This is a genomic window from Psychroflexus sp. MBR-150 (genome assembly GCF_053628795.1).
Map to the genome: position 1 here is coordinate 29,002 of NZ_JBRJHB010000019.1, position 12,937 is coordinate 41,938.

Consider the following 12,937-nt stretch of genomic DNA (forward strand, 5'->3'; position numbering starts at 1 on the left):
AGATTTCTCCTCATTCTTCGTCGAAATGACAAAATTTGCTTACAAAAATATGTAATCATCTGATTTACAGATTTCAATAAATCGAACTCGCGTTATTTTAAACTCTTACGTGTCCATCGCCATAAACATAATATTTATTGGTTACCAATTGTTTAAGTCCTAGTGGACCACGGTGATGTAGTTTATCGGTTGATATAGCCAACTCTGCACCAACGCCCATTTGTCCGCCGTCAGTGAAACGAGAAGAAGCATTTTGATAAACAGCAGCAGAGTCAATTTGTTCCATAAATTGAGCCGCTTCATCGGCATCTTCTGTCATAATGATAGACGAATGTTTCCCTGAGTATTTATTGATTTTCTCAACAGCTTCATCAAAGTTTCTTACAGAAGATAGAACAATTTTCATAGCCAAAAACTCCTCATACCACGTGTCTTCATTTTCTACTTTTGCTTCGTCTTTAAGCACTTGGGAAACTTTGGCATCTGTTAAAATTTCAACTTTATGAGATTTTAGTGTATTCCCTAAATCAACAACTTTCTGTTCAAAATCGGGCAATTTTTCATCGATTAACACTTTGTCTAAAGCGTTACAACCTGAAATTTTATCAGTTTTAGCATTGATTAATACTTTTTTGGTTTTATCCCAATCTGCATTTTCAGAAACATATAAAAAATTGTTACCACGACCACTGATTAATACTGCACAAGTGGCGTGCGTTTTTACAAATTCAATCAATCTTTCACCGCCTCTTGGCACGATTAGATCTAATTTTTCAGATGGATTTCTTAAAAACTCTTGGGTTTCTTCTCTATTGATGTGCATCAATTTTATCCAATCTTTGGATAAACCATTTTCTTCTAAAGCTTTGTGCCAGCATTCTTCTAAAATAATATTAGAATTTACCGCTTCTTTTCCACCTTTAAGTAAAATTTTGTTATTGGCTTTAAAGGCCAAAACAGCAGCTTCAATTGTAACATCAGGCCGAGATTCATAAATGATTAATATTGTTCCAAAAGGATCGGTTTTATTGATAATTTTCAAACCATTATCTAAAGTGGTGTCTGATATCACATTACCAACGGGATCATCTTGATCTTTCACTTCTTTGATGGCTTGTATCATTCCGTCAACTTTTTTGTCGTCAACCACAAGTCTGTCGTAAAGTGCTTGATCGTCTCTATTGAAAGCGTCCAAGTCTTTTTTGTTAGCTTTTATGATATCTTGTCTTTTATCCTCTATAATATTCATCATAGATTGCAAAACGTTGTTTTTGGTTGTTGTATCTAATAATTTCATAATTTGATTTTTAAATTTTGATTAAACAGAAAATTTAGTCCCAACTTTTTTGCCATCCAAAATATCTAAAATGATATTTTCTTCTTTTCCATTAGCAATATAAGTTGGTATATTTTTACATGCAGTTTCTTTAGCAATTCTTAGTTTAGATTCCATACCACCACGACCTTCGCCTTCGCCTTTTTCAGATTCTTGAACGTATTTTTCTACGTTTTCATGCACTTTTACTTCGTGCAATAATTCAGAAGATTCGTGTTCTGGATGTCCGGTATATAAACCGTCAATATCGGTCAACATAATCATTGTGTCAGCATTTACTAAATCAGCAACAAGGCTTGCTAACTCATCATTGTCAGTAAACATTGACATAGACAGCGAAACGGCATCATCTTCATTAGCAATAGGAATAACACCTTCTTTTAGAAGTCCCTCGTAACAATTTATCATATTTTGGCGATATTTACCAGGGGCAAAATCTCTTTTGGTAGCCAAAACTTGAGCACAACGCATACCAAAATCATGAAACATAGTATAATAATGTCTCATCATTCTTGGTTGACCTACCGAAGAATAAATCTGTCGCCTCACAGAAGGGTTTTCTTCATTGCTTTTGCCGAGAACTTCTCTACCAGCAATAGCAGAACCCGATGACACTAAAACAGTAATGATATCACGTTCGTACAAGTAAGCGATTTGTCTGACCAAATTTTTAAGAATAGGACCAACAATACGATTATTTCTATTGGTCATCACATTGGTTCCTACTTTTACAACTATTCGTTTTTTAAACATAGATTATAAGTTTTATTCACCTAATTCTACAGCTCTGTTGAAAGCTGCATAAGCTGCATCTTTAATAAGTTCTTTTACGTTATTATCGTCCATAGAATCGAGGGCTGCACGAGTTGTTCCGCCTTTAGAAGCTACACGATCCATCCAGGTTTCTGGCGATAGGTCTGAATCATTAAACAATTTTACCGCACCTTCAAAGGTATTGCTGACTAACACTTTAGAGTCATTATCTGAAAAGCCCATTTTTTTGGCAGCTTCAAGCATAGATTGCATAAAGTAAAAAATGTAAGCTGGTCCACTTCCAGAAATTCCAGTAGATTTATTGATAAAATCTTCGTCTTTAACGTGAATTGATGCACCAGTGGTATCGAGTAGGTTTCTTATCATAAGCAATTCAACTCTTGAAACGCTATCAGATTCAGTAAAAGAAGTAATGCCTTTACCAACCTTAGCAGGAAGGTTTGGCATGGTACGCACCACCTTATCAATACCTAATAAATCTTGAATTTTAGCAATGGTCACACCAGCCATTAGGGATACAAAAATTTGTTGATTGTTGACGTAGGGTTTTATGTTTTTAAACAAATCTTCGCAGTGATAAGGCTTTACAGCTATAAAAACGATGTCTGCATCAGGCAAACAATCTTCTATTTTTTCATAAACATCAAATTGTTCATCTTTTCTGAGCAATTCAATAGTTTCTGTAGAAACATCGTGAATCATTAATTTGCGTCTGTTGAGCAAAGCCGACTGAGCCATACCTTCAGAATAAGTAAGCCCCATATTACCAGCTCCAATAACTAATACTTTCATATTTTAATTTTAAAATTAATAGTTGCCATATATACTACAATGATTATGCAGAGTAACGAATTAGAGTAATAAGTTTGCTTAACATATAATACAAATATTCTTTAAAACAAGACTATAACTGATATCAGCTTAGTTTTTAAATATTTTATTATTTATAAAAACACCTGACATTTCGGCATAAAAAAACCTCAGCAAGCTGAGGTTTTATATCTTTTTGATAGTTTTTAAAGCTTTTTCATACCTTGTTCAATCATGTTATAAAATTGATCGAGTTTTGGTAAAACTATAATTTTTGTTCGCCTATTTCTCGCTCTTCCAAGTTTATCACTGTTAGATTCTAAAGGCACATATTCACCTCTACCAGCTGCTACCATTCTACTTGGATCAACATTATACTCATTTTGAAGAACTCTCACAACGGAAGTTGCTCTTTTGGTGCTTAAATCCCAATTATCTTCAAAGCATGGTTTTGAAATAGGCACGTTGTCAGTATGACCTTCAACCATAAATTCAAAATCAGGCTTTGCTTTTATCACTTTGGCAACTTTTCCAAGAACTTCTTTGGCTCTGTCTGTTAATTGGTATTGACCGCTGCCAAAAAGTAGTTTGTCTGAAATGGAAACAAATACAACACCTTTTTCTACGTTAATTTGAATATCTTCATCGTCCATATTGCCAACGGCACTTTTCAAACTTGTTACCAATGCTAATGTTACACTATCTTTTCTATTGATAGCATCACGCATAGTTTTGATTTGAAGATCTTTTTCTTTCATACTTTCTAAAGTCTTCTCTAAATTTTCAGCACCTTTTTGCGTTAAAGTAGTTAAATCGCCTTGCGTGCTAATTAAAGCTTCATTGGTGCGTTGTAATGTTTTAAGCTGTTCTTCGTAAGACTTAGTCAAAGCTTTTTTCTCATCTAGACAAATATTAAGCTTCATTGTAGCATTATCAAGCATAGCTTTAGTTTCTTGATACTTATTTTCGACTTCAGCAAATTTCTTTTTAGAAACGCAAGAAGACATTACAATAGATAGCATAATTAAACTAACAGTTACTCTCATAAGTTCTAATTTTTTATAATGGGTTTATGACAAAAATAAGCAATTAAAGTCTTTTATGATGTGGGATTAACATTAATTTTGTGTGAACCATTTTAAAACCTTAAATCCATATCAAATTATCTAACTACCAATGACGTTTTTTTGCTTGGCTTAAACATAGTCGAAATCAAGTTATTTACTATTGTTGATCAGTAGCAAACCATTCAGCAAAAGCGGTTTCAGTTTCTCTTAATTTTATAGAATGAAGCTTGAGATTTTTATGCAATTTGGCTTGGATTTTATTTGCAAAATCAGCTACCATATTTTCGCTTGTTGGTTGGTAATTAACTTCAACAATTTTGTGTCCAGAAGACTCTAATTCTTGAGCTAAAGTTTGATGAGGTGAGTTAATATTAAGCATAATGGCGTGGTCTAAAACATCAACTATTTCAGATTTTACAATATGTTTTAAGTCGCCAAAATCTATCACCATTCCACATTTTGGATTTGTGTTATCTTCAATTGGCGAACCCATCACACAGACGTCAAGTTTGTAGCTATGACCGTGTATATTTTTACATTTGCCATCATAACCGTGTAAGGCATGAGCCATTTCAAAGGTAAACTGTTTTGTGATTCTAATTTTACTCATCATTTAAATACTTGCACTTTCAGTTGGAAACCTACGGTCAATTTTTTTCATTAAACCTTGAAGCACTTTACCAGGACCAACTTCGATGTATTGTGTCATGCCGTCGTTGAGCATATGTTGCATAATTTGTGTCCATCTTACAGCAGATGTAAGTTGTTCAACCAGATTTTTTTTGATGTCTTCAGGATTTTCAACGGCTTTAGCATTGACGTTTTGATAGATTGGACACTGTGGTTTTGAAAAATTGGTATTTTCAATAGCAGTAGCCAAGGCTTCTTTGGCAGGAGCCATCAAAGGCGAATGAAATGCTCCACCAACAGGCAATACTAAGGCTCGTTTAGCTCCTTTTTCTTTTAAAGTTTTGCAAGCTGCATTTATTGCTTCTACTTCGCCAGAAATCACCAATTGACCAGGGCAGTTATAATTTGCTGGAACAACAATGCCTTCGGTGCTATCACAAACGTTTTCCACAACATCATCTGCAAGTCCGAGAACCGCTGCCATAGTAGATTCTTGAGCTTCGCAGGCTTTTTGCATAGCTATGGCACGCTGATGTACCAGTTTTAAGCCATCTTCAAAACTTAAAGTGCCATTAGCCACCAAAGCTGAAAACTCACCCAGTGAATGACCAGCCACCATATCAGGTTGAAATTTATCGCCTATGACTTGACTTAAAATGACGGAATGTAAAAATATTGCAGGTTGTGTGATTTCAGTTTGTTTGAGGTCTTCTGCAGAGCCTTCAAACATCGTTTTTGTGATATCAAAGCCTAAAATAGCATTGGCATCTTCAAAAAGTTGTTTGCCTATCTTTGAATTTTCATAAAGATCAAGTCCCATACCTGAAAATTGAGCACCTTGTCCTGGAAATACGTATGCTTTCATATTTTTTATTGTTTGGATTACAAAAGTAGAGCCATTTTAGTGATTCTACAAATCAATTAAGATGCAAGAAATTTAAACTTAAAACAACGTCCTTAACTCTTTTTTAATCAGTTGTAAAGCTATGTCATTTGGTGAATTTTGTTGGTCGAGTAAATCTCTTAATAATGTTTCTCGGAGTTTGAATGCATCGCTAATGTTTTCGCTCATATTGGTTTTTCTGATTTTAGAAATCGTGCTGTTTTTAGCGGTTTTAATCACATTCCAACATTGATTGCTCACATATATTTGTTGCACTAAATTGTGCTCAAATTCTTGGTCGATGGTTTTAATAAGTAAGTCTTCGTAGGCATTTTTGTCATTGCTTATGGGTGTAACTCGGTTGAGTAAATTACCTAAAGATAACCGTTCTGAGAGTAGAGCCAATCTTTCATAAGCTTGTATGCGAATAGGCAAGGTTTCTTTTTGATATTTAAGTCGAATATCTAAACGTTGTTTTTGCTGAAGATGCTCGATATGGGTTTTAAAAAAATAAAAAGCTATACCACCAACAATTAGGCTTGATAAAAAGAAAGATACTAAAATTGAAAAATTAAAATCTGTCATTGTTTAAAAAAATTTGGGTGTAAAGATAATCATTGATAAATACAATTTAGTTAGGTTTAATACTAAACCTATTTTATTAATTGATCTCTTTTAGTTTTTTCTATAATATAATTCAAATCTTAAACAGAAATTTTGCAACATTTGAATTGACTATTCAAACAAAAAGATTAGATTTGTCAAAAAATGACAAGTCTTATGGAAACCACATTTGGAGAATACATCCGACTTTTAAGAAACGAAAACGGACTTACTTTAACTCAGCTTGCGGCTAGACTGAATTTAGACTCTGCAAATTTGAGTAAAATTGAAAATGGAAAAAGAGATTTTGATGAAAAACGCTTGCCAAAACTTGCAAAAATCTTTAAATTAAATCTAAATGAATTGAGGAACGAATATGTAACCGACCAAATAGGAAAACATATTTACGAAACAAATTGCACAAAACAACTTTTACAAGTCGCTGAACAAAAAGCAGAATACAGAAGAGCGTTTAATAAATCACTTCAAACACAGTAATTATATGAATTTAGTATCATTTTTTGCGGGAGCTGGCGGACTCGATTTAGGATTTCAAAAAGCAGGTTTTAATGTTGTTTGGGCGAACGAATATGATAGAAACATTTGGGAAACCTACGAAAAAAATCATAAGAATACTATTCTTGATAGACGTAGTATTGTAGAAATAAAGTCTGACGAAGTTCCTGAATGTGATGGAATTATTGGTGGTCCACCTTGCCAAAGTTGGAGTGAAGCTGGGTCAAAACGTGGGATAAATGACAAACGAGGACAATTATTTTTTGATTTTATCAGAATATTAGAAGCAAAACAGCCTAAATTTTTTCTTGCGGAAAATGTTAGTGGAATGCTGTTAAACAGACATAGTGAAGCTCTAAAAACGATAAAACAACTTTTTGAAAATGCTGGTTATAATTTATCTTTCAAACTGTTAAACGCATCAGATTTTGACGTTCCTCAAGACCGTAAAAGAGTCTTTTTTATTGGTATTCGGAAAGATCTTAATTTCAATTTTGAATTTCCAAAACCATTAAAAGAAAAAGTAACGCTTCAACAAAAAATTGCTGATTTACAAAATTCAGCTGTTCCTGCAAAGGACGGTAATAAAACCAATAAAGAAAATTGTAAAGTCCCAAATCACGAATATATGATTGGTGGTTTTTCATCTATGTTTATGTCTAGAAATAGAGTGAGAAGTTGGAATGAACAATCTTACACAATTCAAGCAGGAGGGCGACACGCCCCTATTCATCCACAAGCACCAAAAATGAAATTCATAGAACAAAACAAACGTATTTTTGTGCCTGGGAAAGAGTATTTATATCGTAGATTAAGCGTCAGGGAATGTGCAAGAATCCAGACTTTTCCTGATGATTTTATTTTTTATTACAATCATATTGCAACTGGATATAAAATGATTGGCAATGCTGTTCCTGTTAATCTCGCAAATCATATTGCAATTAGTATAAAATCACAAATTGAAAATACAGAAAAGAAACAAAAAACAGTTTCTAAAAGAAATATGAAGCTAGAAAATATTTTATCTTAATTTATGGCAAGTCAAACAGTAAACGGTAAGGCTTTTGAGTATGCCCTGCTTACTGAGTTTTATGAGCGTTTAAAAAACATAACAAGTGTATCAATCACAAAAAATGAACCTTATATAACTGCTAAAGGCTTCTTTGAAAGTTTTAAAGAGCAAGAGCAAGAAACTTTTAATATAACAGCAAGTGCTTCAATTAATTTTCTTATAGATATCGAACCTAGATTATCAAATGGAATTAATGAAGATGATATTTTAGTTTTAGAATTAGTCAGCGATCAAGCTGGACAAACTGGAGATGTTCGAGATGTTTTGATAATTCGCTCTTTACAAAAATGGGAGATTGGTATTTCTGCAAAAAATAATCATAGAGCTGTAAAACATTCAAGATTATCACAAAAGATAAATTTTGGTAAAAAATGGCTTGGTGCTTCTTGTTCGCAAGATTATTTTGAAGAAATAAAGCCAGTTTTCGATATGCTTACAGATTTAAGAGATAGTGACAAATCAATTAAATGGTCTTCAATTGAGAATATGCACGAAGTGGTTTACATTCCAATTTTAAATGCTTTCAAAAAAGAATTACTTCGTTTAGACAAAGAAAACCCAAATATAGTGGCAGAAAATTTGGTTCAATATTTAATTGGAAATCAGGATTTTTACAAAGTGATTAAAGGCAATAAAAAAGTTGAAATTCAAGCTTATAATTTTCACGGAACTTTAAATTTACCATTTGAAAAAGTAAAACCAAAAGCAAAAATTCCTAAATTGAAATTGCCGTCAAGGCTAATCGACATAGTTTATCAAGAAAACTCAACAACGACTTTGCTAGTTTCTCTAAATGAAGGTTGGCAAATATCTTTTAGAATTCATAATGCGAGTTCAAGAGTTGAACCATCTTTAAAATTTGATATAAATTTAGTGAGTGCACCATATACTTTATTTACAAATCATATATTTGTAAATGGCTAAGCTAACGCAAAAAGCCGTAAACCTTTCAAATCTGATTCAACATAAACTAAACCTTCCCTAAGAGTATGCCTTTGAGAAAGATGCGTACTTCAGATATAAATATATAAGGGTGAAGCAAGAAAAAGGGGTAATTTTGAGTATTCTTAACACTAACGGATATCGATAAAAAAAATGGAGTTCTTCAAATTCCTTACATTACTTGTCCTTAATCTATCAAAATACGTTTTGAAATTAAAATACAATCTCAGCTTAAATTCATTAAGGTTTATTTAATTTTGAAATTTTAAAAAAACTGATAATTTGCAAGCATATTTAGACGAATTGAATGACGCCCAACGCGAACCCGTATTGCAAAAAGATGGGCCAATGATAGTTATAGCTGGTGCAGGTTCGGGTAAAACCAGAGTGTTGACCTACCGCATCGCTCACTTGATGAATCAAGGTGTTGATCCTTTTAATATTTTAGCATTGACTTTTACCAACAAGGCAGCTCGTGAGATGAAAAATCGTATTGCCAAAATTGTTGGTCCAAGTGAAGCAAAGAATTTGTGGATGGGAACGTTTCACTCTGTATTTGCAAGATTACTGAGATTTGAAGCTGATAAACTGGGTTTTCCATCCAATTTTACCATTTATGATACCCAAGATTCTCAGAGATTGGTCAATAGTATCATCAAAGAAATGAATTTAGACAAAGATGTTTATAAATATAAACAAGTCTATTCCAGAATTTCATCTTATAAAAATAGCTTAATCACCGTTAAAGCTTATCGGCAAAATCCCGAACTTCAAGAAGCTGATGCCATGGCAAAACGACCACGCTTGGGTGATATTTATGAAGAATACGTCAAACGTTGTTTTAAAGCTGGAGCAATGGATTTTGACGATTTATTGTTAAAAACCAATGAGTTATTAACGCGATTTCCTGATGTTTTATCTAAATATCAACACCGTTTTCAGTATATTTTGGTGGATGAGTATCAAGATACGAATCACTCTCAGTATTTAATTGTAAAAGCTTTAAGTGATAGATATCAAAACATTTGTGTGGTTGGTGATGACGCCCAAAGTATCTATGCGTTTAGAGGTGCCAACATCAATAATATTCTCAATTTTCAAAGAGATTATGATGAGGTAAAAACTTACAAACTTGAGCAAAATTACCGTTCGACTAAAACTTTGGTACAAGCAGCGAATTCGGTGATAGAAAAAAATAAAAAACGTCTGGAAAAAGTAGTTTGGACTTCAAATACACAAGGCGATAAGATAAAAGTTAATCGTTTACTCAATGATGCTGAAGAAGGGCGATATGTAGCTTCAACCATATTTGAATTGCAGATGCAAAATCAATTGGATTACGACCAGTTTGCCATTTTGTATCGCACCAATGCTCAAAGTCGAGCTATGGAAGACGCCTTGCGAAAAAAAGATATGCCATATCGCATTTTTGGTGGTTTGTCTTTTTATCAGCGTAAAGAAATAAAAGATACTTTGGCTTATTTACGACTAATAGTTAATCCCAAAGATGAAGAATCACTCAAGCGAGTAATCAATTATCCTGCTCGTGGCATTGGTCAAACCACTTTAGATAAATTGGTATTGGCGGCTAATCACTACAAACGTTCCATTTTTGAAGTCATCGAAAATATTCAAAAAATTGACTTACCTATCAATAAAGGTATCCAAACCAAGCTGATTAATTTTGTGAATATGATTAAGAGTTTTCAGATTACGGCTCAAAAACTCAATGCTTTTGAGCTCACCGATTTGGTGATTAAAAAAACAGGTTTACTTCAAGAATTCAAAAAAGACGGCACGCCAGAAGGGATAACAAGAGTTGAAAATTTAGAAGAATTGCTCAATGGGGTTAAAGATTTTGTAGAAGGACAAAATGAAGTGGAAGACGCCACAGGTTCAATTAGTGAATTTTTAGAAGACGTTGCTCTGGCAACCGATTTTGATAATGAAAAAGGCGATAGCAATCGGGTATCATTAATGACGGTGCATTTAGCAAAAGGCTTAGAGTTTCCTTATGTCTTTATTGTAGGTATGGAAGAAGATTTGTTTCCTTCGGCTATGAGCATGAATACACGAAGTGAACTTGAAGAAGAACGCCGATTGTTTTATGTGGCTTTGACACGAGCCGAAAAACAAGCTTACATCACTTATACCTTATCCCGCTACCGTTGGGGAAAATTGATTGATGCAGAACCAAGTCGATTTATTGATGAAATTGATGATACAGCATTAGAATATAACATCTCAGAAGATTCTTATCGCTACAAACCCCAAATTGACGCTGATATTTTTGATGAAGTTGATAAATCTAAACTACGTCAAACCAAACCTAAAAAAGGGACACCACCACCAAGTCATAAACCCACTGAAAATCAATTAAGAAAATTGAGAAAAGTTAAACCGAGCACATCTCAAACTTCTGTTAATGAAGTAGTTATGTCTATAAAGTCTGGGCAAATAGTTAAACACGGCAGGTTTGGTAAAGGAAAAGTTATAGGCGTTTCTGGCATTGGTCAAGACAAAAAGGCTGAGATAAATTTTGAAGAAGCTGGCTTAAAAAAATTGTTATTAAAATTCGCCAAATTAGAAATTTTAAAATAATATTTTACTAAGTTGTTTTTTAATTTGTTTTTTTATTAATATTTCACGTAATTTGCATATGTTTTAAATTAACCAAGCATAAATCTAATTATAAATTTTAGTAAAATGAAAAACTTAATCTTATTATTATCTGTTCTCTTATCGACCATAGCTTTTTCTCAAGAAAAAAATGATAGCGATAAAAAATCTCAGTTCGATGATTACAATCAGTGGTTTATAGAATTTGGTGTAGGTGGAAATAAAGCAGGAAGAACTCTTACAAATATTTCAAACCCTTCACTTAATATCTTTGAAACTGCCAACACAAAAACCTTTTCAGGTTTGCACGCAGATCTAGCTGTTAGATATATGTTTAACGATAAATTTGGTTTAAGATTAAAAGGTGGATACAATGATATTTCAGAAAACGAAGATGAATCAACATTTGAATTTAATTCGACTTATATCCAATCAAGTTTAGAAGGAGTTTTAAACTTAGGGAGCGTATTAGACTTCCAAAATTGGACTCAAAGATTTAACTTGCAAATATATGGTGGTTTTGGCGTCGGTGTTTTAACCACTGACTTTTCAGATGGTGAGGACTACACAGCCACTGCTGTTATAGGTTTTACCCCAATGTATAAAATTAGCGATAAAGTCTCACTCAAGATGGATTTCATGGGGCTTGCTAATGCCACTCAACAATTTAATTGGGATGGATTTAGTCATACAACTACAGGTTCGGTTGATGGCTTAATGCTCAATTCATCTATTGGTTTAAATATTAATTTGGGCAAAAGCCAAAAAAATATTGATTGGTATCATTTAGAACATAGTGAAAATGCAGAAACACAATCTTTAAAAGAAGAAATTAACGACTTAAAAAATAAGCTTTCAGACACTGATCGTGATGGTGTTCCTGATTACCTTGATAATGAACCTAACACTGTCAACGGTGTTGCTGTAAACACTAAAGGAATTGCTATAGATCAAAATCAAAATGGTGTTCCTGATGAGTTAGAAAAAGAACTCAATAAAACTTATGCTACAAAATCTGATTTGAATAAATCTAAAACATCAGGTGGTAGTGGTACATTTAAATCACTTGTTGAACAAGGTTATGTTAATGTCTATTTTGGATTTGACAAAGTCTATCCTGAAGCTGCTTCAATTAATGATGTTAATTCCGTTATTACTTTCTTAAAACAAAATCCTAACGAAACTATTCAGCTTATCGGATATACAGATAGCATAGGCAACAAAGAATACAATAAAATTTTATCTGAAAAAAGATCAAAATATATTAAAGACATTTTAGTCTCTGCTGGCATAAGTGAGTCTCGTATTGAATCCATTGGTTCAGGTGTTAACCCAAATATAGATTCAAACACAACTTACTCTAGAAAATTAGCTAGAAAAGTAATGATTAAACTTAAAAAGTAAATCTTTTTAATATCTAAGCTCATAAAGAACAAAGTGAACAATTCACTTTGTTCTTTTTTTTATTGTTTAAATTCAATAAGAGACAATTTGAATGAATAATATCGTTAATAAGATGAATGTATAATACTGACTTACCTACCTACAGCAGGCTGGTATTTTAAAAACCACGTATATAAGGGAGACATTTAAAATAACGTGAGTTCGATATAAATTCCAATAAAATATATTCATATAAAATACAGATATTTAATCATTTGTCATGTCGATAGAGCGAAGCATGA

The 12,937-nt window shown here is 32.9% G+C and carries 12 protein-coding genes; 5 read left to right on the forward strand and 7 right to left on the reverse strand.

The features are described 5' to 3' along the window. Positions 1-97: 97 nt before the first annotated feature. The 7 genes from ACSSV5_RS10145 to ACSSV5_RS10175 all read right to left on the reverse strand — a co-directional run bounded on the left by ACSSV5_RS10145 (position 98) and on the right by ACSSV5_RS10175 (position 6,085). Positions 98-1,297, reverse strand: coding sequence for a glutamate-5-semialdehyde dehydrogenase (locus ACSSV5_RS10145; RefSeq protein WP_454245786.1), 1,200 nt, complete (start codon positions 1,295-1,297; stop codon positions 98-100). 21 nt (positions 1,298-1,318) lie between these two features. Beyond that, entirely contained in the window at positions 1,319-2,089 is a 771-nt protein-coding gene (proB, locus tag ACSSV5_RS10150) for a glutamate 5-kinase (RefSeq protein WP_211065603.1), read from the reverse strand. Between the two features lie 12 nt (positions 2,090-2,101). Next, positions 2,102-2,902, reverse strand: coding sequence for a pyrroline-5-carboxylate reductase (gene proC / locus ACSSV5_RS10155; RefSeq protein ID WP_454245787.1), 801 nt, complete (start codon positions 2,900-2,902; stop codon positions 2,102-2,104). 224 nt (positions 2,903-3,126) lie between these two features. Further along, positions 3,127-3,966 carry an OmpA/MotB family protein gene (locus tag ACSSV5_RS10160; RefSeq protein WP_211065601.1) on the reverse strand — a complete coding sequence of 280 codons (840 nt, stop codon included), beginning with the start codon at positions 3,964-3,966 and terminating at the stop codon, positions 3,127-3,129. A 178-nt stretch (positions 3,967-4,144) separates the two neighbouring features. Continuing rightward, positions 4,145-4,597, reverse strand: a complete 453-nt coding sequence (gene queD, locus ACSSV5_RS10165; RefSeq protein ID WP_211065600.1) for a 6-carboxytetrahydropterin synthase QueD — start codon at positions 4,595-4,597, stop codon at positions 4,145-4,147. Positions 4,598-4,600: 3 nt separating this feature from the next. Then, positions 4,601-5,482, reverse strand: a complete 882-nt coding sequence (gene fabD, locus ACSSV5_RS10170; RefSeq protein ID WP_454245788.1) for an ACP S-malonyltransferase — start codon at positions 5,480-5,482, stop codon at positions 4,601-4,603. A gap of 78 nt (positions 5,483-5,560) precedes the next feature. Next, on the reverse strand, positions 5,561-6,085 hold the full coding sequence (locus ACSSV5_RS10175; RefSeq protein ID WP_211065598.1) for a DUF7935 family protein: 525 nt from the start codon (positions 6,083-6,085) through the stop codon (positions 5,561-5,563). Positions 6,086-6,280: 195 nt separating this feature from the next. Between ACSSV5_RS10175 and ACSSV5_RS10180 the strand changes: the two genes are divergently transcribed. From ACSSV5_RS10180 to ACSSV5_RS10200, 5 genes are all read left to right on the forward strand, one after another. Further along, the gene (locus ACSSV5_RS10180) at positions 6,281-6,601 is read left to right on the forward strand and encodes a helix-turn-helix domain-containing protein (protein ID WP_454245789.1); all 321 of its coding nucleotides are present in this window, start codon (positions 6,281-6,283) and stop codon (positions 6,599-6,601) included. Positions 6,602-6,605: 4 nt separating this feature from the next. Beyond that, complete coding sequence (locus tag ACSSV5_RS10185; protein ID WP_211065596.1) at positions 6,606-7,649, forward strand: DNA cytosine methyltransferase; 1,044 nt, start codon at positions 6,606-6,608, stop codon at positions 7,647-7,649. A 3-nt stretch (positions 7,650-7,652) separates the two neighbouring features. Continuing rightward, complete coding sequence (locus tag ACSSV5_RS10190) at positions 7,653-8,615, forward strand: HaeIII family restriction endonuclease (RefSeq protein ID WP_454245790.1); 963 nt, start codon at positions 7,653-7,655, stop codon at positions 8,613-8,615. 300 nt (positions 8,616-8,915) lie between these two features. Continuing rightward, positions 8,916-11,234: an ATP-dependent helicase gene (locus ACSSV5_RS10195; RefSeq protein ID WP_454245791.1), complete on the forward strand. Its 2,319-nt coding sequence runs from the start codon at positions 8,916-8,918 to the stop codon at positions 11,232-11,234. 105 nt (positions 11,235-11,339) lie between these two features. Next, positions 11,340-12,656, forward strand: coding sequence for an OmpA family protein (locus tag ACSSV5_RS10200; protein WP_454245792.1), 1,317 nt, complete (start codon positions 11,340-11,342; stop codon positions 12,654-12,656). Positions 12,657-12,937: the final 281 nt, after the last annotated feature.

What these genes read in the sequence shown, in the direction of transcription:
- proB (WP_211065603.1), bottom strand. Translation starts at nt 2,089, where the DNA reads ATGTTTAAAAAACGAATAGTTGTAAAAGTAGGAACCAATGTGATGACC.
- fabD (WP_454245788.1), bottom strand. Translation starts at nt 5,482, where the DNA reads ATGAAAGCATACGTATTTCCAGGACAAGGTGCTCAATTTTCAGGTATG.
- ACSSV5_RS10200 (WP_454245792.1), top strand. Translation starts at nt 11,340, where the DNA reads ATGAAAAACTTAATCTTATTATTATCTGTTCTCTTATCGACCATAGCT.
- ACSSV5_RS10145 (WP_454245786.1), bottom strand. Translation starts at nt 1,297, where the DNA reads ATGAAATTATTAGATACAACAACCAAAAACAACGTTTTGCAATCTATG.
- ACSSV5_RS10180 (WP_454245789.1), top strand. Translation starts at nt 6,281, where the DNA reads ATGGAAACCACATTTGGAGAATACATCCGACTTTTAAGAAACGAAAAC.
- ACSSV5_RS10160 (WP_211065601.1), bottom strand. Translation starts at nt 3,966, where the DNA reads ATGAGAGTAACTGTTAGTTTAATTATGCTATCTATTGTAATGTCTTCT.
- queD (WP_211065600.1), bottom strand. Translation starts at nt 4,597, where the DNA reads ATGAGTAAAATTAGAATCACAAAACAGTTTACCTTTGAAATGGCTCAT.
- ACSSV5_RS10175 (WP_211065598.1), bottom strand. Translation starts at nt 6,085, where the DNA reads ATGACAGATTTTAATTTTTCAATTTTAGTATCTTTCTTTTTATCAAGC.
- ACSSV5_RS10185 (WP_211065596.1), top strand. Translation starts at nt 6,606, where the DNA reads ATGAATTTAGTATCATTTTTTGCGGGAGCTGGCGGACTCGATTTAGGA.
- proC (WP_454245787.1), bottom strand. Translation starts at nt 2,902, where the DNA reads ATGAAAGTATTAGTTATTGGAGCTGGTAATATGGGGCTTACTTATTCT.
- ACSSV5_RS10190 (WP_454245790.1), top strand. Translation starts at nt 7,653, where the DNA reads ATGGCAAGTCAAACAGTAAACGGTAAGGCTTTTGAGTATGCCCTGCTT.